The organism is Actinoplanes sp. NPDC089786 (assembly GCF_040684855.1).
In the GTDB taxonomy this organism is placed as follows: Bacteria; Actinomycetota; Actinomycetes; order Mycobacteriales; family Micromonosporaceae; genus Actinoplanes.
Window position 1 is genome coordinate 226,450 of the sequence record NZ_JBFBGU010000002.1, and the last position, 19,989, is coordinate 246,438.

The 19,989-nt window shown below is 72.3% G+C and carries 16 protein-coding genes; 13 read left to right on the forward strand and 3 right to left on the reverse strand.

Annotated elements, in window-relative coordinates; genetic code table 11:
* Positions 1-32: 32 nt before the first annotated feature.
* The 11 genes from AB0O15_RS11910 to AB0O15_RS11960 all read left to right on the forward strand — a co-directional run bounded on the left by AB0O15_RS11910 (position 33) and on the right by AB0O15_RS11960 (position 10,796).
* Entirely contained in the window at positions 33-968 is a 936-nt protein-coding gene (locus tag AB0O15_RS11910) for an ABC transporter ATP-binding protein (RefSeq protein ID WP_364317522.1), read from the forward strand.
* Positions 965-1,723 carry an ABC transporter permease gene (locus AB0O15_RS11915; RefSeq protein ID WP_364317523.1) on the forward strand — a complete coding sequence of 253 codons (759 nt, stop codon included), beginning with the start codon at positions 965-967 and terminating at the stop codon, positions 1,721-1,723. The genes AB0O15_RS11910 and AB0O15_RS11915 overlap by 4 nt, the downstream gene beginning before the upstream one ends.
* A 1-nt stretch (position 1,724) precedes the next feature.
* Positions 1,725-2,516 carry an ABC transporter permease gene (locus AB0O15_RS11920; protein ID WP_364317525.1) on the forward strand — a complete coding sequence of 264 codons (792 nt, stop codon included), beginning with the start codon at positions 1,725-1,727 and terminating at the stop codon, positions 2,514-2,516.
* Positions 2,513-3,760 carry an MCE family protein gene (locus AB0O15_RS11925; RefSeq protein WP_364317527.1) on the forward strand — a complete coding sequence of 416 codons (1,248 nt, stop codon included), beginning with the start codon at positions 2,513-2,515 and terminating at the stop codon, positions 3,758-3,760. Before AB0O15_RS11920 ends, AB0O15_RS11925 begins: the two co-directional genes overlap by 4 nt.
* Positions 3,757-4,791, forward strand: coding sequence for an MCE family protein (locus tag AB0O15_RS11930; RefSeq protein WP_364317529.1), 1,035 nt, complete (start codon positions 3,757-3,759; stop codon positions 4,789-4,791). Before AB0O15_RS11925 ends, AB0O15_RS11930 begins: the two co-directional genes overlap by 4 nt.
* The gene (locus AB0O15_RS11935; RefSeq protein WP_364317531.1) at positions 4,788-5,750 is read left to right on the forward strand and encodes an MCE family protein; all 963 of its coding nucleotides are present in this window, start codon (positions 4,788-4,790) and stop codon (positions 5,748-5,750) included. The genes AB0O15_RS11930 and AB0O15_RS11935 overlap by 4 nt, the downstream gene beginning before the upstream one ends.
* The gene (locus AB0O15_RS11940) at positions 5,747-6,946 is read left to right on the forward strand and encodes an MCE family protein (RefSeq protein WP_364317532.1); all 1,200 of its coding nucleotides are present in this window, start codon (positions 5,747-5,749) and stop codon (positions 6,944-6,946) included. Before AB0O15_RS11935 ends, AB0O15_RS11940 begins: the two co-directional genes overlap by 4 nt.
* Complete coding sequence (locus tag AB0O15_RS11945) at positions 6,946-8,151, forward strand: MCE family protein (RefSeq protein WP_364317534.1); 1,206 nt, start codon at positions 6,946-6,948, stop codon at positions 8,149-8,151. Before AB0O15_RS11940 ends, AB0O15_RS11945 begins: the two co-directional genes overlap by 1 nt.
* Entirely contained in the window at positions 8,148-9,401 is a 1,254-nt protein-coding gene (locus AB0O15_RS11950) for an MlaD family protein (protein ID WP_364317535.1), read from the forward strand. Before AB0O15_RS11945 ends, AB0O15_RS11950 begins: the two co-directional genes overlap by 4 nt.
* A gap of 323 nt (positions 9,402-9,724) precedes the next feature.
* Positions 9,725-10,264 (forward strand): hypothetical protein, encoded by a 540-nt coding sequence (locus AB0O15_RS11955; RefSeq protein WP_364317537.1) that lies wholly within the window; start codon positions 9,725-9,727, stop codon positions 10,262-10,264.
* 52 nt (positions 10,265-10,316) lie between these two features.
* Positions 10,317-10,796: a hypothetical protein gene (locus tag AB0O15_RS11960; RefSeq protein WP_364317538.1), complete on the forward strand. Its 480-nt coding sequence runs from the start codon at positions 10,317-10,319 to the stop codon at positions 10,794-10,796.
* Between the two features lie 52 nt (positions 10,797-10,848).
* On the opposite strand, the gene AB0O15_RS11965 is transcribed toward AB0O15_RS11960, so the two are convergent.
* Positions 10,849-11,415, reverse strand: coding sequence for a helix-turn-helix domain-containing protein (locus tag AB0O15_RS11965; protein WP_364317539.1), 567 nt, complete (start codon positions 11,413-11,415; stop codon positions 10,849-10,851).
* 91 nt (positions 11,416-11,506) lie between these two features.
* Here AB0O15_RS11965 and AB0O15_RS11970 point away from each other — a divergent pair, with 91 nt between their 5' ends.
* On the forward strand, positions 11,507-13,051 hold the full coding sequence (locus AB0O15_RS11970) for an NAD(P)/FAD-dependent oxidoreductase (protein WP_364317541.1): 1,545 nt from the start codon (positions 11,507-11,509) through the stop codon (positions 13,049-13,051).
* On the opposite strand, the gene AB0O15_RS11975 is transcribed toward AB0O15_RS11970, so the two are convergent.
* Positions 13,023-15,800, reverse strand: coding sequence for an AAA family ATPase (locus AB0O15_RS11975; protein ID WP_364317543.1), 2,778 nt, complete (start codon positions 15,798-15,800; stop codon positions 13,023-13,025). The genes AB0O15_RS11970 and AB0O15_RS11975 overlap by 29 nt on opposite strands.
* Before the next feature lie 96 nt (positions 15,801-15,896).
* Here AB0O15_RS11975 and AB0O15_RS11980 point away from each other — a divergent pair, with 96 nt between their 5' ends.
* The gene (locus AB0O15_RS11980) at positions 15,897-17,336 is read left to right on the forward strand and encodes an FAD-dependent oxidoreductase (protein ID WP_364317544.1); all 1,440 of its coding nucleotides are present in this window, start codon (positions 15,897-15,899) and stop codon (positions 17,334-17,336) included.
* On the opposite strand, the gene AB0O15_RS11985 is transcribed toward AB0O15_RS11980, so the two are convergent.
* Complete coding sequence (locus tag AB0O15_RS11985; RefSeq protein WP_364317546.1) at positions 17,326-19,947, reverse strand: AAA family ATPase; 2,622 nt, start codon at positions 19,945-19,947, stop codon at positions 17,326-17,328. The genes AB0O15_RS11980 and AB0O15_RS11985 overlap by 11 nt on opposite strands.
* Between the last annotated feature and the right edge of the window lie 42 nt (positions 19,948-19,989).

Sequence of the window (19,989 nt, forward strand, 5' to 3'; positions counted from 1 at the left end):
ACCGGCTGTTCGCCGGGGTCGGGGAGGCACTCGTGGGTGTGGCGGTGGCGGTCGAGGGACTGTCCAAGAGGTTCGGTCGCCAGGTGATCTGGGAGGACGTCACCCTCACCCTGCCCGCCGGGGAGATCTCGGTCCTGCTCGGACCGTCCGGGACCGGGAAGTCGGTGTTCCTCAAGACGCTGGTCGGGCTGCTCCGGCCGGACAGCGGGTCGATCTGGATCGACGGGCAGGACCTGCCCCGGTTGAAGGAGCGGCAGCTGTACGCCGTACGCAAGCTGTTCGGGGTGCTCTTCCAGGACGGCGCCCTCTTCGGCTCGATGAACATCTACGACAACGTGGCGTTCCCGCTGCGTGAGCACACCCGGAAGTCGGAGTCCGAGGTGCGGGCGATCGTCGGCGAGAAGCTGGACATGGTCGGGCTCAACGGCGCCGAGCGGAAGCTGCCGGGTGAGATCTCCGGTGGCATGCGGAAGCGGGCCGGGCTGGCCCGGGCGCTGGTGCTCGACCCCGAGATCATTCTGTTCGACGAGCCGGATTCGGGGCTCGATCCGGTGCGTACGGCGTACCTCAATCAGTTGATCATTGATTTGAACCAGCAGACCGGGGCGACCTTCCTGATCGTCACGCATGACATCAACACCGCGCGGACCGTGCCCGACAACATCGGCCTGCTGCACAAGGGGCATCTGGCCATGTTCGGGCCGCGGGAGATGCTGCTGTCGAGCACCGAGCCGGTGGTGCGCCAGTTCCTGAACGCCCAGCGGGTCGGGCCGATCGGGATGTCCGAGGAGAAGGACGAGGCCGATCTGGCCGCCGAGGCCGAGTCGGGCGAGGAGCTGGGCCAGCTGCCTCCGATCCCCATCCAGCTGCAGCCGTCGAACAAGAAGCCGCGGGAGGCCGAGCGCCCGCCCGGCCAGTGGTGCAACGAGAACAACGTCACGCCGCCCAGCGGGTCGTTCGCGGCATGAACGTCCTGGAGAGCACCGGCCAGTTCGTGGCGTTCAGCCTGGACACGGCGCGGAAGACGGTGAGACGGCCGTTCCAGGTGCGGGAGCTGATCCAGCAGGCATGGTTCATCAGCTCGGTGTCGATCCTGCCGGCGGCGCTGGTGTCGATCCCGTTCGGGGCGGTGATCGCGCTGCAGCTCGGGTCGCTGGTCCGCCAGCTCGGCGCGCAGTCGTTCACCGGCGCGGCGTCGGTGCTGGCCGTGGTGCGGGAGTCGGGGCCGATCGTGACCGCGCTGATCATCGCGGGAGCGGGCGGCTCGGCGATCTGCGCCGACCTGGGCGCGCGCAAGATCCGCGAGGAGATCGACGCGATGCGGGTGCTGGGCATCGACCCGGTGCAGCGGCTCGTGGTGCCCCGGGTGATCGCCTCGATGCTGGTCGCGGTGCTGCTGAACGGGCTGGTCAGCGTGGTCGGGGTGGCCGGCGGCTACGTCTTCAACGTGCTGGTGCAAGGGGGTACGACGGGGGCGTACATCGCCAGCTTCCAGGCCCTGGGGCAGCTGCCCGACCTGGTCGCGGGCGAGTTCAAGGCGCTGGTGTTCGGTGCGGCGGCGGCGCTCGTGGCGTCGTACAAGGGGCTGAACGCGGGTGGCGGGCCGAAGGGCGTGGGCGACGCGGTGAACCAGAGCGTGGTGATCACCTTCATGCTGCTGTTCGCCCTGAATTTCCTGATCACGGCGATCTACTTCCAGGTCGTACCCCAGAAGGGCACCTGAGGTGATTCTCGACGACCTCGGCGCCCAGCTGGCCTTCCACGCCCGCACGTTCGCGGCCGTGCCCCGGGTCCTGAAGAACTACAAGAAGGAGGTCCTGCGACTGCTGGCCGAGGTCAGCTTCGGGTCGGGCGCCCTGGCCGTGGTCGGCGGCACGGTCGGCGTGATCGCGTTCATGACCTTCTTCACCGGCACCGAGGTGGGCCTGCAGGGCTACCAGGCGCTCAACCAGCTCGGCAGCAGCGCGTTCACCGGCTTCGTCTCGGCGTACTTCAACACCCGTGAGATCTCCCCACTGGTCGCCGCCATCGCGCTCTCGGCGACCGTCGGGTGTGGGTTCACCGCGCAGCTCGGCGCGATGCGGATCAGCGACGAGGTGGACGCGCTCGAGGTGATGGCCGTGCCGTCGCTGCCGTTCCTGGTCACCACCAGGATGATCGCCGGCTTCGTCGCGGTCATCCCGCTGTACGTGATCGGGCTGCTCTCCAGCTACCTCGCCACCCGGACGATGGCCACCGCCTACTTCGGGCAGTCCCCGGGCACGTACGACTACTACTTCCACCTGTTCCTGCCGCCGTCCGACGTGCTCTGGTCGTTCGGCAAGACGCTCGTCTTCAGCGTGGTCGTGGTGCTGGTGCACTGCTACTACGGCTACACGGCCAGCGGTGGGCCGGCCGGCGTGGGTGTGGCGGTGGGCCGGGCCGTACGGACGGCGATCGTCGCGGTGAACATCATCGACTTCTTCCTCTCGCTGGCGATCTGGGGCGCCACCACCACGGTGAGGATCGCGGGATGAGGCTCAAACTCATCGGTGCGAGCTTCGTCGTCCTGCTGCTGGCGGCGGTCTCGCTGAGCGTGCTCGTCTACCGGAAGGCGTTCACGCCGGTCGTCACCGTGACCCTGCTGGCCGACCACACCGGGCTCCAGCTGAACCCGGGCGCCGACGTGAAGGTGCGGGACGTGATCGTCGGCGAGGTGCGGTCGATCACCGCCGACGGGACGGCCGCGCGGATGAAGCTCGCGCTCCGGCCCGGGGACAGCGCCTGGATCCCGGCCGACGTCACCGCGCGGCTGCTGCCCAAGACCCTCTTCGGGGAGCGGTACGTGTCCCTCGAGATCCCCGCCGCGCCGCACGACACGATCAAGGACGGCGCCGTGATCGGCCAGGACCGCAGCAGCAGCGCCCTGGAACTGGAACGGGTGCTCGACGACGTGCTGCCGCTGCTGCGCACGATCGCCCCGGAGCAGCTCGCGACCACGCTCGGCGTGCTGGCCGGGGCGTTGCGGGGCCGCGGCGACCAGCTCGGCGGCAACCTGGAACAGCTCGACGACTACCTGGTCCGGCTCAACCCGCACGTGCCCAACCTGCGCACCGACATCAAACGGCTGGCAGACACCCTGGAGGCGTACCACGGCGCCGCCGACGACCTGCTCACCCTGCTGCGCAACGCCACGGTCACCATGACCACGATCGCCGACCAACGGCAGCAGCTGGCCGCGCTGCTGACCGACACGACCGACGCCGCCGAGTACGCGACCGGCTTCCTCGACCGGCACGGCGACCGGATCATCCAGGTCGGCAAGGTCAGCGAGCCGGTGCTCGGCCTGCTGGCCACGTACGCGCCGGAATACCCCTGTGTCCTCGACGGCCTGGTCACCCTCCAGCCCCGCATCGAGCAGGTGTTCCGCGACGGCCGGATGCACATCACCCTGGAGGCCACCCGTGACCAGGGCAAATACGTCATGGGCAGAGACGATCCGCGGTACGACGCGAGCGGCGGCCCGAAATGCTACGGGCTGCCCGACCCGCCGGTGCCCCTGAAACCGCCCGGCCTGGACGACGGCACCGAGGGCGATCAGGGCGGGCCGATCCCGATCACCACGACCGCGGCCATGGGCTACTCGGGGACGGCCGAGGAGCGCGGCGTGATCGACGTGCTGGCCGGCCAGGCCACCGGCACGCCGCCCGAGCAGGTCCCGGACGCGGCCGCGCTGCTGTGGGGCCCGGTGCTGCGTGGAACGGTGGTGTCCGGGGGATGAACCGCAACGTCGCGCCGCCGCTGATCAAGCTGATTGTCTTCGCCGCGATCACGCTCGTGCTGACCGGCCTGCTCGCCGGGTCGCTGGGCGCGTTCGCGCCGGACGGCACCGAGTACCGCGCCCGATTCACCGACGTCACCTCGGTGCTGCCCGGCGACGACGTCCGCATCGCCGGGGTCAAGGTCGGGCAGGTCAGCGAGGTACGCCTGATCGACGGCGCCACCGCCGAGCTCGCACTCACGGTCGACCAGGCGATCCCGATCCCGGCCAACGTGCACGCCGCCGTCCGCTACCGCAACCTGGTCGGCCAGCGCTACGTGGCCCTGACCAACCAGCCGGGCGCGTCGGAGAATCTGCGTCAAGGTGGGCTGATCCCGCTGGCCCAGACCTCGCCCGCCCTCGATCTCACGGTGCTGTTCAACGGCTTCGGCCCGCTGTTCACGGCGCTGAGCCCCGACGACGTCAACACCCTGGCGTACGAGATCATCCAGGTCTTCCAGGGCGAGGCCGGCACCGTCTCCGGGCTGCTGGAGCACACCGCCTCGCTGACCTCCACGCTGGCCGACCGCGACGCCGTGATCACTCGGGTCATCGACAATCTGAACACCGTGCTGGCCACCCTGGACGAGCACCGCGACCAGCTCTCCGGCAGCGTGGCCGCGTTACAGCAGTTCGTCTCCGGGCTGGCCGCCGACCGCGAGGCCATCGGCGACGCGGTCACCAACATCTCCGGCGTCACCAGCGCCACCGCCGGACTGCTCCGCGACGCCCGCCCCGACCTGCGCGCCGACATCGACCAGCTCGGCCGGCTCAGCGACACGCTGGCCGACAACGGCGGCGTGCTCGACCAGACGCTGTCCCGGCTGCCCGGCCAGTACCGTGACCTGACCACCACCGCGTCCGACGGCTCGTGGTTCAACTTCTTCATGTGCGACTTCGACGGGCACATCGCGCTGCCGGTCGCCGGTCGGACGCCGGTGGGGCCGTTCAGCTCGGACCAGGCCCGCTGCCGGACCGGCGGTGACCGATGAGGAAGCTCGGCGCCCTCGCCATCGTGGTCGCGGCCCTGCTCATGTACGGCGCGTTCCACCTGGAAGACCTCGGCCGGCTGTTCGGCGGGGCGACCTATCACGCCGCCTTCCGCGACGCGAGCGGCCTGGCCGAGGGCAACGAGGTACGCATCGCCGGCGTCAAGGTGGGCAAGGTGACCGGCGTCGAGCTGGCCTCGTCGGCGAGCCAGACGTACGTCAAGGTGTCCTTCGGGATCGACGACGACGAGGTACGGCTGGGCGACACGACCAGCGCCACCATCCGGATCAAGACCGTGCTCGGGCAGAAGTACCTGGCGCTGGGCCCGGCGGGCGACGGCCGGCTGGCCGAGGACGGCGAGATCCCGCTGTCCCGCACGGCGTCGCCGTTCGACGTGGTGCAGGCGGTCACCGGGCTGGCCGACCGGTTCCAGCAGATCGACACCAAGCAGCTCGCCACCGCGTTCGACGCGCTGTCGGCGGCCTTCGCGGACACCCCGGACAGCGTCCGCACCTCGCTGGACGGGCTGTCCCGGCTCACCCGCACGCTGTCGTCCCGGGACGCGCAGCTCCGGGAGCTGCTCGAACACGCGCACGGGGTGAGCAGCGTGCTGGCCGAACGGGACGAGGAGTTCCGGAAGCTGATCGCCGACGGCGACCTGCTGCTGGCCGAGGTGATCAAGCGCCGGGACGCGATCCACCAGCTGCTGGTCACCACGACCGCGCTCGCCGGTCAGCTGTCCGGGCTGGTCAAGGACAACCGGGCCCGGCTGGCGCCGGCGCTGACCGACCTGCGGAGGGCGCTGGCCGTGCTGCAACGCAACCGGGACAATTTGAGCGACACCATCGCGACGTTCGCGCCGTTCCTGGACGCGTTCACCAACGTGCTGGGCAACGGGCGCTGGTTCGACTCGTACCTCGACGGCCTGATCCAGCCGTTCCAGCCGGGGCCGGTCCGATGAGGGCCCGGCTCTTCACCATCGCGGCCGGCGCGCTGGTCGTCGTCCTGGCCGGGGTGGCCGCGTTCGTCGTGTTCGGCGGCGGCTCGGACGACCGGCGGCTGGTGGCCCACTTCACCAGCGCCGTCGGGATCACGCCCGGGTCGAGCGTGCGGGTGCTGGGCGTCGCGGTCGGCACGGTCACCGAGGTGGTCCCGCAGGGTGACACGGTGCGGGTCGTCATGGAGTACGACGCTGAGCAGCCCGTTCCGGCGGACGCGATGGCCGTGATCATCCCACCCAGTGTGGTCAGCGATCGGTACGTGCAGCTCTCCCCCGCGTACACCAAGGGCCCGGTCCTGAACGACAACGCCGAACTGCCCACCTCGCGCACGGCGGTGCCCCTCGAACTCGACGAGGTCTATCGCGCGCTCGACGAGTTCAACCGGGCGCTCGGCCCCACCGGCGCCAACCGGGACGGCTCGCTGAGCGACCTCGTCGACACCGGCGCGGCCAACCTCGACGGCAACGGCGAGAACCTGCACGACACCATCGACGGCGCGAGCACAACGCTGAAGACGCTCTCCGACGGCCGCAACGACCTCTTCGGAACGGTCGCCGACCTGCAGGAGTTCACCACCATGCTGGCCAAGAGCGACCGGCTGGTCCGCCAGTTCAACGGCCGGCTGGCCACCGCGAGCGAGCAACTCGCCGGCGAGGGCCCCGAACTGGAGGCCACGCTGCGGAGCCTGTCGGTGGCGCTGGCCCAGGTGGCGACGTTCGTGCGGGACAACCGCGAGCTGCTGAGCCAGGACGTCGCCGCGCTCACCGACGTCACCACCGTGCTGGTCCGGCAGCAGCAGGCGCTGATCGAGGTGCTCGACGTGGCGCCGCTGGCGCTGGCCAACCTGAACCTGGTCTACAACCCGCGCTCCGGCACCCTGGACACCCGCGACAACCTGCTCGGCCCGTACGGCCCGGCCACCTACGTCTGCTCGCTGCTGGTCAACCTGGTGCCGGCCGCGCAGGTGCCGGACGTGTGCATGGCGCTCGCGCGGGACCTGGTGGAGCGCGGCCTCCCCCTGCCGGACCCGCTGCGCAAGCTGCTCGGCCTGCCGCCTTCGTCGCCCGCGGTCAAGAAGCCGGTCATGGTCGCGCCCCCTTCGGTCGGTAGCGATCCCACCCTCGCCGGCATTCTGCCGCTGCCTGGGAGGCGATGATGAAGCGCCTCCTGTCGCTCCTGCTCGTCGTCGTGGCCGCCGGCGCCGGCTGCTCCCGGTCCGACTCGACCTACGTGGTCACCGCCGCGTTCGCCGACGTGCTCGACCTGGTGCCGCGCTCGGCCGTCCGGGTCAACGACGTGACCGTGGGCAGCGTCGACAAGGTCTGGCTGGACGGCTGGCAGGCCCGGGTGCGGATGACCATCGACGACGGGGTACGCCTGCCGGCCAACGCCACGGCCGAGCTGCGGCAGAGCAGCCTGCTCGGGGAGAAGTTCGTGTCGCTGTCGCCGCCGGTCGGCGAACCGGGCACCGGCACGCTCACCGACGGCGCCCTGATCCCGCTGGAGCGCACCGGCCGCACCGCCGAGGTCGAGGAGGTGCTCGCGGCGCTCGGCCTGCTGCTCAACGGAGGCGGGCTGGCCCAGCTGCGCACGATCAACGCCGAACTGGGCAAGGCCCTGAAGGGCCGCTCCCCCGCGGTCAACGACCTGCTCGGACAGCTCGAGACGCTGATCGGCGGGCTGGACGCGCAGAAGGCCGACATCACCCGGGCCATCGACGCCCTCGACGCGCTCTCCGGCAAGCTCGCCGACGAGAAGGAGACCATCGGGACGGCGCTGGACGCGCTCGACCCCGGGCTGAAGGTGCTCGCCGACCAGCGGGTGCAGCTCACCTCGGCGCTGACCTCGCTCAGCGACCTGTCGACGGTCGGCACGCGGGTGATCAACGAGAGCCGGGACGCGACGCTGGCCACCCTGGCCGACCTGCGTCCGATCCTGTCCCAGCTGGTCAAGGCCGGCGACGACCTGCCGCACGCGCTCAACTTCATGCTGACCTACCCGTTCCCGCCGAACGTGCGCGGGGCGATCAAGGCCAGGTTCGTCAACCTGTACGCCACCCTGGATCTGGACGCGGCCGTCGTCCTGTCGAACCTGCTCGTCAACCCGGACACCGCGGCGATGGAGCCATCCACACCGGCGCCCCCCTCTTCTGCCCCTTCTCCTTCTTCGCCGCGGCGCACACCCAAGCCGTCGAAGACTCCCGTCGTCCCCGGCGCGCCGGAGCTCCCGGACGTGCCCCTGCCCAGCATCTCGGTCAGCGTCCCCGGCCTCCCGCTGCCCCAGCTGCCCCAGCTCCCGCTGCCGTTGCCCACCCGCGACTGCGGGCCGCTCGGCCTGCTCACCGGATGTGACCAGCCATGATCCTGACCCGGATGGCCAAGCTCCAGGTCCTGGTGTTCCTGGTGATCAGCGCGCTCGGCGTCAGCTACGTCGGGCTCGAGTACGTGGGCATCGCGAGGCGGGACTACGTGGTGCACCTGGACCTCGCCCGCGGCGGCGGGATCTTCGTGAACGCACCGGTCACGTACCGCGGGGTGCCGGTCGGGCGGGTGTCGTCCCTACGGCTCACACCGTCCGGGGCCCGGGCCGACCTGTCCCTCGAGCGGGACGTGAAGGTGCCCGCCGACCTGCGCGCGGTCATCGGGCTGCGGTCGGCCGTCGGCGAGCAGTACGTCGACCTGCGCCCCGAGCGCGCCGGAGGGCCGTACCTCGGCAACGGGTCGGTGATTCCCGCATCCCGCACAGGCACCCCCCTGCCGGTGGAGTTGCTCCTGACCAACCTCGACGAGCTGGTCCGATCGGTCGACGGCGACAAGCTCACCGTGGTCATCACCGAACTGGGCACCGCGTTCGAAGGCAACGCCGCCGCACTCCAGCTGCTGCTCGACTCGTCGGACACCCTGCTGGACACCGGCGGCGCCTACCTTCCGCAGACCGAACGGCTGATCGACGACGCCACCGTCGTGCTCACCACACAGGCGTCCCAGTCGGCGGCGCTGCGGCGGTGGGCGGCCGGGCTGGCCTCGCTGAGCGGCACCCTCCGCAAGGCCGACCCCGACCTGCGCCGGCTGCTGGCCAACGGGCCGCCCGCGGCCACCGAACTGACCCTGCTGCTGCGCGGCCTCGACCCGGCTATCGGCACCCTGCTCGGCAACCTGATCACGGTCAACGGCATCGCGGTACGCCGGCTCCCCGGCATCGAACAGATCCTGGTCACGTACCCCCTGGTCATCGCCGGCGGTTACACGGTCGCACCCGGCGACGGCACCGCCCACTTCGGCCTCGTGGTCAACGCCAACGACCCGCCGCCCTGCCAGTACACCGACACCGGGGCGCAGACCTGCACCGACGCCGAGCTCGCGGCCGGATCCGGGGTCCGCAGCGAACGCAACGCGCCCCGGCCGGACGGGCGAGGCACGGTCGCGCCCGCCCCGGATGGTGGAGCGGCGCCGGCCGCCGCGTCGCCTCCGGTGGCCGGGTACGACCCCGCGAGCGGGCTGGTGGTCGGGCCGGACGGGCTGCCGATGCGGTTCGGCGGGACCGGCGGGCAGGAAGCCGTGGCCGGAGCGCAGTCCTGGAAGCAGCTTCTTCTGTCGGGAGTGACGCCGTGAACGAGCCTTCGCGCAGCGTGCGGCGCCGCCAGGTGTCCCGGACACAGAGGGTGCGGCCGGTGACGCCGCGCGTCCCTGACCCGCCGATTGACCCTTCGGCCGGATCTGGCCCGGAGTTGTCCACAATCTCCGACCCTGTGGATGACGTCGCAGAATCGTCACAGCCCGCTGCTACATTCCCGCCCACCCATAGGGGTGGGGGCGGTGGCGGTGCGCGCGAAGCTTCAAGATCAACTCCTTCGCGAGCAGACGTCAGCTCGGGCGGAAACGCGGACTCGGGCTCGGGCGCAGTTGCGGACGCGGGTGCGGGTACGGATACGGCCTTGGACGGCACGGACGCAGGCGCGGGCTCGGATGCGGATCCGGAAGCACTGGCGCGCCGGTGGCGCTACGTCGTGGTTGGGCTCTGTGTGTTGCTGGCGGCCGTGCTGGTCGGCGGCGGGCTGGTGGGGCGAGACGTTTATGACCAGCGCTGGACTGAGGAGGCGCATCAGCAGGCGACCGCGGCGGCTCGGCAGGCGGCGGTTGACTTCATGTCGATCAGTGCCACCACTGTGGACGCCGATATCGAGCGGATCAGCGGCCGGGCCACCGGCGACTTCCGGGAGGAGTTCACCCGGGGCTCGGCGCAGGTGCGGAAGGCGGTGCTCGAGAACAAGGTCGACTCCAAGGGCACGGTTCTGCGTACCGGATGGGTGTCGGGCGATCTTCGCAGCGCCGTCGTGCTGGTGGCGGTGGATGCGACCGTGAAGAACAAAGGGGCGCCGGACGGGCGGCTCTCGCACTACCGGGTTCGGGTGGGACTGGCCAAGGACGGAGCCAGCGGCCGCTGGCTCGTCTCCCAGCTCCAGTTCGTCGGGTGAAACCGGATGCAGGCGGGTGCGGCAGGTGAAGGCGAGTGCGGCAGGTGAAGCGATGACGCGGCGGAAGAGGGTGGCGCTGGTTCTGGCCGTTGTGACTGCGGTCGCCGGTGGGGCGGGGGGCTGGCTGTGGTGGCAGCGTGACGCGGGAGCCGCGCGGGCCACGGCGGCCAAGGCCTCGGTGGCCGACGCGAGCACGGCGGCGCAGGCGATCTTCTCGTACGACTACCGGAGCTGGGACGCGAGCGTGGCCAACGGCAGCCGCTACACGACCGGCGGCTTCTCCGGCGAGTACGTGAAGATGACCGCCGGACTCAAGCCCCTGGCCACCACCGAGAAGGCGATCGTGCAGGCCCAGGTGTCGGCGATCGGGGTCGAGGAGGTCGGCGGTGACACCGTGACCGTGCTGGTCTACCTCAACCAGTACCGGCGCAACGCCAAGATCAGCGGGGAGAAGGTCGACCAGAACCGGGTCGTGCTCACCATGCGCCGCGCCGACGGCACCTGGAAGGTCGCGGCGGCGGCCGCGGTCTAGGGCTCGGTCGATCGGCAGGACGAACGCTGGGCGGTCAAGGCTAGGACCAACGCTAGGCAGTCAAGGCTAGGACCATGCGGCGGGCGGCGGCCAGGACGTCGGCGGGGTTGACGTCGGCGGCGCCGTAGGTGGCGGCCAGCACCGAGCCGACCGTGTTGAAGACGGCGCGGATGTAGAGGACGTCGGCGGCGGGGGCGCCGGGGCCGGCGAAGTGGGCGACCACCCGTTCGAAGGCGGCCGGCACGCTCAGCTCGGGGCCGCCCAGCCGCCGCTGGATGGCCTGGTTGGCCAGGGCGAAGCGTTGGGCGTACACGTGCTCCTCGCCGGTGTTGTCGAGCCAGCGCAACGCCGCCTCGCGCAGCAGGCCGGGCGTCCGCGGCCGCGTCTCGAGCCACTCCAGGAACGTGTCGACGTCGCGCCGGCGCTGCTCCAGCAGGCTGCGGAGGATCTCTTCCTTGCCCGCGAAGTGGTAGTAGAGCGACGACTGGTTCATGCCCAGGGCGGCGGCGATGTCGCGGGTCGTGGTGGCGTCGAAGCCCTTCTCGGTGAACAGCTCCAGCGCGACCCGGTGGATCTCGGCGCGGGTGTCGGCGGCGCTGCGGCGGGCTCTGGGCGGCATGGGTCACATCCTACTTGATTACCAATCGCTTGATTGGCTATGGTCAGCACCACCGATCAATCGATTGATTGGTAACGAGGGAGGAACCTCCATGACCATGACCATCGCCATCGTCGGCGCCGGGCCCGGCGGCCTGCTCTGCGCCCTGGTGCTGCAACAGCACGGCATCGCCGCCACCGTCTACGACACCGACGCCTCGGCCGACGCCCGTGACGCGGGCGGCTCGCTCGACCTGCACGCCGACACCGGCCAGATCGCGCTGGCCGACGCGGGGCTGCTCGACGAGTTCATGACCGTGGCCCGGGCCGAGGACCAGTCCAAGCGCATGATCGACATGCACGGCGCCGAGCGGGGCTCGTTCCAGCACGACGAGGACGACACCGCGGCGCCCGAGATCGACCGCGGTCAGCTGCGCGCGCTCATCGCCGGGCATGTGCGCCCGGAGAACGTCCGCTGGGGCCACCGGCTGACCGGCGCCGCGGCCCTCGGCGACGGGCGGCACCGCCTGGCCTTCGCGAACGGCACGACCACCGACGCCGACCTGGTGATCGGGGCGGACGGCGTGTGGTCCCGGGTGCGGCCGCTGGTCAGCGACGTGGTTCCGGAATACTCGGGCGTCACCTTCCTCGACGTCCGGTACGACGACGCGGACCGCCGCCACCCGGCGCTCGCGGCCGTGATGGGCGGCAAGGGCCACATGTTCGCCCGCGGCGACGACGGCAACGCGATCATCGCCCAGCGCAACAGCAACGGCGTGATCCGCGGGTACCTCGCCATGCGCACCGAGGCCGACTGGGCGCGGCGGGCCGGCGTACACGTGGATGATCGTCCCGGCCTGCACGCCTACCTGCGTGAGCGGTACGCGGCCTGGTCGCCCGGCCTGCAACCGTTCCTCACCGACAGCGACGACTACGTCGAGCGAGGCATCTGGTTCCTGCCCACGCCGATGACCTGGCCGCACCGGCCCGGCGTGACCCTGCTCGGCGACGCCGCCCACGCGATGGGACCGTTCGGTGGCTACGGCGTCAATCTGGCCCTGCTCGACGCGGCCGAACTGGCCCGGGCCCTCGCCAAGGAGCAGACCCTCGACGACGCGGTACGCCGTTACGAGCACGCCATGCAGATCCGCGCGGCCGGGTACGCCGCCTCGTCCAACCTGGCCACCCGGCGCTTCTCCGGCATCGTCGCCGGCGCCGAGGCATCAGCCGCCGCCGAGGCATCAGCCGGCCCCGCGGCATCAGCCACCGACGAGCAGCCGGAGCCCGACCACGCCGAGTCGCACCGCGCCTATCGGGCGGGCGCCGACCGCTACCGGCTGGCCCGCGAGGCGACCGGCGACTGGCGGATCAGGTTCGACACCCCGGGCGGCACTCGTACCGCCGAGCTGATCCTCCAGGCCGTCGACCAGGAGCTGACCGGCTCGCTGGACGGCCGCCCGTTCGACCGCGCCCGCGTCGACGGCGGCCGGCTCCGGTTCCGCGCCCGGATCAGCTCGCCCTTCCCGGCCACGCTCGACTGTGAGGCCACCGTGGACGGCGACACGATCACCGGCGTGGCCCGGCACACGATGATGACCCTGGCGTTCAGCGGCGATCGCATCAGCGAAGTCACCGGTCCGGCCGCGCCGCCAGCCTGATCAGCTCGGCCCGGGACGCCACGTCCAGCTTGGTGAAGATCTTGCGCAGGTGGTAGTCGACGGTACGGGGACTGAGGAAGAGCTGCGCCGCCACCTCACGGTTGGTCGCGCCCTCCCCCACGATCCGGACGATCTGCGTCTCCTGCGGCGTGAGCTCGCCGGTGGTGCTCGGGTCGCGCTTGCGGGCGGTCTCGCCGGTGGCCCGCAGCTCGTTCGCGGCCAGCTCGGCCCACCCGGCCAGCCCGAGCCGCTCGAACGATTCGTGTGCGGCCCGCAGGTGGGTGCGGGCCTCGGTCCGCTTCCGGCGCCGGCGCAGGGCTTCGCCGAAGAGCAGCCGGGTACGCGCGGAGTCGAACGGCCGCCCGCCGGTCGCGTGCCGATCGAGTGCCTCGGCGAAGTCCCGGTCGTCGTCGGACAGCAGCCCCCGGCTGCGGGCCACCAGCGCCGCGCCCCACGCCGACCCGGTGTCCGCGGTCCAGGTGGACAGCCGGGTCAGCGCGGCCTCGGCCGTGGCCCGGTCGCCGGTGCGGACGGCGGCCTCGACCAGGTCGGCGGCCGAGAAGACGCCGACCATCGGGTGGGACTCCCCCGGCCCGGCCACGGCCAGCGCCACCAGCCGGTCGCGGGCCTGACCGGGACGGCCGGCGGTGAGATCGAGCAGGCCCAGGGCCCACGACGCGATGCCCGCGGCGGGACCGAGCCGATGTCCGATCGCGTGCGTCAGGGCGGCCGCCGCGTGGTCCCGGCACTCCCGATCCCGGCCGTGCGCCGCGTCGATCCAGGCCAGCACCGCGCGCAGGTGCGCGGCCGGGTTGTCCTGGCCGGTCTCGGTCGCGATACGCAGGCCCTCGGTGGCGTCGGCCGTGCCCGCGGCGAACCGGCCGGTCCAGCCTTCCAGCGAGGACAGCGGCGCGAGCAGCGCGGGCAACATCGACGCGGCGCCGGCCGACCGCGCCCGGGCCACCGCGGAGGTGAACAACCCGACCGCCACCGCGTCATCCCCGAGGAACATCGCCCCGGCCGCGGTGATCATCATCGCCCGCAGATCCGCGCCGCCGGCCGCGAGCTGAGGAGCCGCGCGCTGAGGAGCCGCGGGTGAAGGAGCCGCGGTGACAATGCCCGGCAGCGCGGGTGCGGAAAAGCCGGAGAAGGTGGCCGCGGCGGCACGCAGGTGCCGGGCGGCGGCCGCCGTGTCCCCGCTGAGCAGGCCGTCCAAGCCCTGCACGAGCTGGGCGCTGAGCGGGATCGCGGCGTCCGGCATCGGCAGGGCGGCCAGCCGGCGACCGGCCTCGCGCAGTCCGGCGGCGTCACCGGCCAGCCACGCCGCCTGCCCGGCCTCGGTGAGCATCTGCGCGGCGGCCACCGGGCCGGCATCGGCGGCGGCGCCGGTCAGGATCGCGTACGCCGCGGTCAGCTCGCCGCAGACCGACTCGATCGACCCGCGCAGGTGGTCGGCCCGGCACCGCAGGGCCGGCGAGGCGGCGACCACGCGGTCGAGCAGCCCGGTCGCGCGTTCCGGGGCGCCCGCCTGCCAGGCCGACGCGGCCGCGAGGACCAGCCGTTCGCCCCGCAGCGCCGCGTCGGCGGTCAACGTCGCCGCCCGTTCGAGAGCCGTCGCCGCGGCGGCGTGCCCGCCCCGGGAGCGGGCCCGGTCGGCGGTGCGGTGCAGTTCGGCGGCGACCTCGTCGTCCGGGCCGAGCGCGGCCGCGGCCAGGTGCCAGGCCCGGCGGTCGGCGTTCTCGTCGCCGTCCAGCGCCGAGGCCAGGGCCAGCCGCGCGTCGCGGCGCTGCCAGAAGGTCGCGCCCCGGTAGACGGCCGAACGGACCAGCGGGTGGCCGAACACGACCGTCCCGGCGTCGACCCGGACCAGGCCCGCCTTCTCGGCGGCGTCCAGCGCGCCGGACGGGACGCCGAGCCGGTCGGCGGCGCGCAGCACCGGCGCCAGCTCGCCGCTGTCCTCGGCCGCCGCGACCAGGAGCAGCGTCTGCGTGGACGGGTGCTCACGGCGTACCCGATCGAGAAAGACCTGCTCCACCCCCGCGCCCACCGGCAGACGCTCGGGCAGCGACTCGCGGCCGGAGAGCTGGTCGGCCGACAGCGAGCCGGGCAGCTCGAGCAGGGCCAGGGGGTTCCCGGCGGTGCTGGCCACCAGGCGGTCGCGGACCGCGGCGGAGAGCCCGGCGCCGAGCAACGCGCCGGCCGCCGGCTCGTCGAGGCCGGTGAGCGTGTGTGAGGGCAGCCCGGCGGCGTCGAAGTGGTCACGGGCCGCGAACAGGATCACCACGCCCTCCGAGCCGAGCCGCCGGGCGGCGAAGGTCAGCGCGCCGGCCGAGGCGCCGTCGAGCCAGTGCGCGTCGTCGACCAGGCAGAGCAGCGGGCGTTCCTCGGCCGCCTCGGCCAGCACGCTGAGCACCGCGAGCGAGACCAGGAAGCGGTCCGGGCCGGTCACCGGGCCGAGGCCGAACGCGCCGCGGAGGGCCGCGCCGAGCCGTTCCGGTATCACCTCGATCAGCTCGGCGACCGGCCGCAACACCTGGTGGATGGCGGCGAACGGGAACTCCGACTCGGACTCGATGCCGGTGCCGCGCAGGACGCGCATGCCGGTGGCCTGCTCTTCGGCGTACCGGAGAAGGGCCGACTTGCCGATGCCCGCCTCACCGCGCAGGACGAGCGAACCGCTCTGCCCATCGGCGGCCGCGGCGAGCAGGCCATCGATGAGCGTGCACTCGTCGCGCCGCCCGTGCAGCATGCCGCCGATGCTACGGGACCGGTGACATCACCGATTCGATCGACGTACGCCCACCCGCAGGCTGGGTCCATCCGAACAACGAGAAGAGGAACCGCCATGAACTCGGCCGATGTGATCGTCGTCGGGGCCGGACCCACCGGACTCGCCCTGGCCGGGGAGCTCGCGCTCGCCGGTGTCCACGTGCGCCTGCTGGAGAGGCGGCGCGAGGACCCCAACATCACCCGGGCGTTCGCGCTGCACGCCCGTACGCTCGAACTGCTCGACGCCCGAGGCCTGGCCGACGAGGTGCTCCAGCACGGCGTACCCGTCACCCGCATCGCGCCCCTGCCCGGCGCGGCCCTCGACCTGAACATCCTCGACACCCGCTACCCGATGATCTTCATCGCGCCGCAGAGCGGCACCGAGAAGGCGCTGCGGGCCCGGGCCGAGCGGCTCGGCGTGGAGATCGTCACCGGCGCCGAGGTGCTCGGCCTGCGCCAGGACGACGACGGCGTGATCCTGGAGGTGGGCGGCGAGAACCCGCACACCGAGCGGGCCCGCTTCGTGGCCGGCTGCGACGGCGCGCACAGCGCCGTGCGGCGGATGGCCGGCATCGACTTCGCCGGGAAGCAGTACGAGACCCACATCCTGCTCGCCGACGTGCACCTCTCCGAGCCGCCGGCCGAGGCGATGTTCGCCCGGACCGGCGAGGACGGCGCGGTGATCATCGTGCCGTTCGGCGACGGCTGGTTCCGGGCCATCGCCTGGGACCGCCGGCGTGACCGGACGCCGCTGAGCGAGCCGGTCACCTACGACGAGATGCGCGACGCCTTCCGGCGCATCGCCGGCAGCGACCTGGGCATGAGCGAGCCGCGCTGGACCAGCCGGTTCCTCAGCGAGCGCCGCCAGGCGTCCCGCTACCGCTCGGGCCGGGTCTTCCTGGCCGGCGACGCCGCGCACGTCCACTCCCCGCTGGGCGGCCAGGGCATGAACACCGGCATCCAGGATGCGATGAACCTGGGCTGGAAACTGGCCGCGGCGGTGCACGGAACGGCGGCCCCGTGGCTGCTGGACAGCTACGAGTCCGAACGGCACCCGGTCGGCGAGCAGGTTCTGCGGCTCACCGACGCCTTCAACGGCATGGTCCTCGGCCGCAAGCACCCGCGCACCATCGCCCAGGCGCTGGTGATGCGCGCGATCTTCCGGTTCCACCGCACCCGCCGCATGATCGCCGGCCGGATCAGCGGCGTCGGCATCGCGTACCCGGCCCGCACGTCCGGCGCCCACCGGTGGACCGGCCGCCGGATGCCCGACGTCGACCGGCTCTACACCGAGCTTCGCGACGGCCGGTTCGTGCTGGTCACCCGCTCGCCGCTGGCCCTGGGCGAGGTGCCGGGGGTCAAGGTGGTCCGGCGCGAGGCGCTGCCGGGTCCGGCGATGGTTCTGGTACGCCCGGACGGCTACGTCGCCTGGGCGTCCGACCGCATGCTCCCGGCCGACGAGACCCTCGCCGCCGTCCGGGAGTGGTGCGGGCAGCCGCTACCTCTCAGCCGGTGAGCTGGTACCGGCGGATCACCGACTCCGCCTCCAGCTCGAGGCCGAACCGCTGATAGGCCCAGACCAGGAAGCCGGCGCATTCGCGGGCCACCCAGAAGGTGTGATCCTGACAAAGGTCATTCTCACGGATGGCGAGAGCCTGCCTCAGCAGCGTCACACCCTGCCGATCGCGGGTCGCGGCCAACGACCAGCCGTGGCGCATCAGGGCGATCGCCCGGGAGGCGGGCAACGCGCCGGCCCGAAGCTCTAGGACGGCCGCGGTCTCACCGGCCGCGCGCCGGTACAGGTCAGCGGCCACCTCCTCGTCACCCCGCTTCTCGGCCGACAGGCCCTGCTGCTGCCACACGCGGGCCCGGATGAGCCGAGCCATGCACGACCTGCCGGTGGTCATCCCGTACACCCTTGACCAGGTGGCGAGCACCGCCTCCGCGTGCTCCTCCGCCTCGGCCAGGTGCTGGTCATCCCCTAGCCGGGCCAGGACACTCGCGAGGTTGTGCTGGGCCAGGGCGGCGGGCATCCGGCCGGTCACCGGGATGGTGTCGATACGTCGGCTCAGGACCGCCCGGCGTACGCGGACGGCCTCGTCGAGGTCGTTGCACCGGACCGCCTGGAACGCCGTCTGCTCCATCGAGTCGAGCGTCCACCGGTTGTGGGTGCCCAGGTGCTCCTCGCAGAACGCCACCAGCTCCCCGGCCCGCCGGCGGGCGTCCTCGTGGGCGCCTTCGAGGCTGAGCACGTTGCGCTGCGCCGCCCAGAGGCTACGGACCAGCAACGGCGACGGTTCCTGCGGCAGGTTGGCCTCGATCTCGTGCAGCAGATCGATGGCCCGCTGGAACACCTCCGGGTCATCCCGGCGGAGCCAGGCCCGGAAGACGGCGAGCTGGGCGTGCAGGCGGACCTCGTCGTGCGGCCCGAGGCCGGCGGTGGCGATCTCCCGGGCCCTGAGGGCGGCGGGCTCGCTCCTGGCCCGGCTCAGCTCGAGCACCTGGTTCTCGGCCAGCGCGGTGTAGAAGCCGGCCAGCATCGACGGCTCGACGTCGTCGCCCTTCTCCAGCCATTCGATGGCGCGGTCCAGGTAGCGGATGGCTTCCGCACGGCGGTGCTGTTCCCGGGCGATGTCGGCCAGTTCGCCGGCGCTCTGCGCGGCCCGCACCAGATCGGGCTCGGCGCCGTCCTGGGCCAGGCCGACGTGCAGGGCGAGCAGCGTCTGCCGGTACTCCTTGTCCGAGCTGTCCAGCAGGCGGCGTACGGTCCGCAACGCCGCGTGCAGCATCAGCTCGCGGACCTTGGGCGAGAGCACGTTGACGACGGCGTCGCGGGCGAGCTCGTAGCGGATGCGCTCGATGAACTCGATGACCCGGACAGGTTCACCGGCGGGCCGGATCCAGGCGCTGGCGAGCGCCTCGGCCAGGCCGCTGCCGGACTCCGTGTCGAGCGCTTCGAGGGCCGACAGCAGGACGTCGTCGACGAACGACTGCCCCAGCATGGCCGCCGTGGCCAGGGTCTGCTGCACGCCGGCCGTCAGCCGGGCCCAGTGCTCGCGCAGCAGGCTGTCGAGACCACCGTTGATCGATTCGATCTCGTCGGCGTCCAGCACGATGCGGCCGTTGCCGGTCGCCGACCGGACCCGCGGCGTGTCGAGGAGCAGCCGCAGGGCGTAGGGGTTGCCGTCGGCCCGCTGGGCGAGCCGGAACGCGACCCCGGGGTCGGTCTCCGGGAATTGGGCCCGGACGTAGTCCACCAGATCGTCGGGGTCGAGCCGGGCGAGCACCTCGCGATGCACCCGTTCGGCGTCGGCCGCCTCGGCGAGGTACGCGGTGAAGGGCGACGGCATGGCGTCACCGCCCGGTGGGTCCGGCCAGGTCGTCGCGACGAAGAGCACCGGCACGCTGCCGCTGAGGATCTCGGTGACGAAGTCGACGGTGGCCCGGTCGAGGTCGTGGGCGTCGTCCAGCACGACGACGACGCCGAGCCGGTCGCCACCGAGCCCGTCCGCGGCGGCCCGGAGCAGGGCGGCGAAGGCGTTGCCCAGACCGGCGGTCAGCTCCGCGGTGCCAGGGACGATGCGGTCGACCGACAGCCGGAGGAGGCGCTGGGACAGCTCGGGAGTGATCGGGCTCAGGTTGACCAGATGTCTCAGGGGCACGGCCGCGGCCACCGCCGCCAGGATCGAGTCGTCGAGCGCGCCGCGCGCGGCGATCGCCTGCAGCACCGTCCCGAGATGCGGCGCCAACTGGTCGGCCACCGACTCCAGAGCCGGGCCGCACGAGCCGTCGCCGAGCCGGCTGCTGGCCGGGGCGAGCCACAACCAGGGCGGGACCGTGTCGGCCGGCACGGTCAGCCGCCGGTGCCGGACGACCTTGCGGCTGGTGGTGACGTCCACAAAGGTGGCCGAAGCGGCGTCGGGGCTGTCCACCAGGGAGGGCGACCAGTAGCCGGGCGCCGGCTGCACGGCGGCGAGCCGGGCGTAGAACTCCTGGACGATCCGGGTCTTGCCCCAGCCGGGTGAGGCGACGAGGGCGATCATCCGCGGCGTGCAGGTGTGGCGAAGCTCGTCGAACGTCGTGACGAGCCGGTCCACCACGGACAGTCGTTCCGAACCGACAAACACCGCGGATTCCTCCAGGCTATCGACTTGGCGTGAGCTGTCCGT

Bases quoted from the DNA above. Each gene is read 5' to 3' on its own strand.
- AB0O15_RS11950 (WP_364317535.1), top strand. From the start codon at position 8,148: ATGATCCTGACCCGGATGGCCAAGCTCCAGGTCCTGGTGTTCCTGGTG.
- AB0O15_RS11930 (WP_364317529.1), top strand. From the start codon at position 3,757: ATGAACCGCAACGTCGCGCCGCCGCTGATCAAGCTGATTGTCTTCGCC.
- AB0O15_RS11945 (WP_364317534.1), top strand. From the start codon at position 6,946: ATGAAGCGCCTCCTGTCGCTCCTGCTCGTCGTCGTGGCCGCCGGCGCC.
- AB0O15_RS11975 (WP_364317543.1), bottom strand. From the start codon at position 15,800: ATGCTGCACGGGCGGCGCGACGAGTGCACGCTCATCGATGGCCTGCTC.
- AB0O15_RS11960 (WP_364317538.1), top strand. From the start codon at position 10,317: ATGACGCGGCGGAAGAGGGTGGCGCTGGTTCTGGCCGTTGTGACTGCG.
- AB0O15_RS11925 (WP_364317527.1), top strand. From the start codon at position 2,513: ATGAGGCTCAAACTCATCGGTGCGAGCTTCGTCGTCCTGCTGCTGGCG.
- AB0O15_RS11915 (WP_364317523.1), top strand. From the start codon at position 965: ATGAACGTCCTGGAGAGCACCGGCCAGTTCGTGGCGTTCAGCCTGGAC.
- AB0O15_RS11940 (WP_364317532.1), top strand. From the start codon at position 5,747: ATGAGGGCCCGGCTCTTCACCATCGCGGCCGGCGCGCTGGTCGTCGTC.
- AB0O15_RS11935 (WP_364317531.1), top strand. From the start codon at position 4,788: ATGAGGAAGCTCGGCGCCCTCGCCATCGTGGTCGCGGCCCTGCTCATG.
- AB0O15_RS11980 (WP_364317544.1), top strand. From the start codon at position 15,897: ATGAACTCGGCCGATGTGATCGTCGTCGGGGCCGGACCCACCGGACTC.
- AB0O15_RS11965 (WP_364317539.1), bottom strand. From the start codon at position 11,415: ATGCCGCCCAGAGCCCGCCGCAGCGCCGCCGACACCCGCGCCGAGATC.
- AB0O15_RS11970 (WP_364317541.1), top strand. From the start codon at position 11,507: ATGACCATGACCATCGCCATCGTCGGCGCCGGGCCCGGCGGCCTGCTC.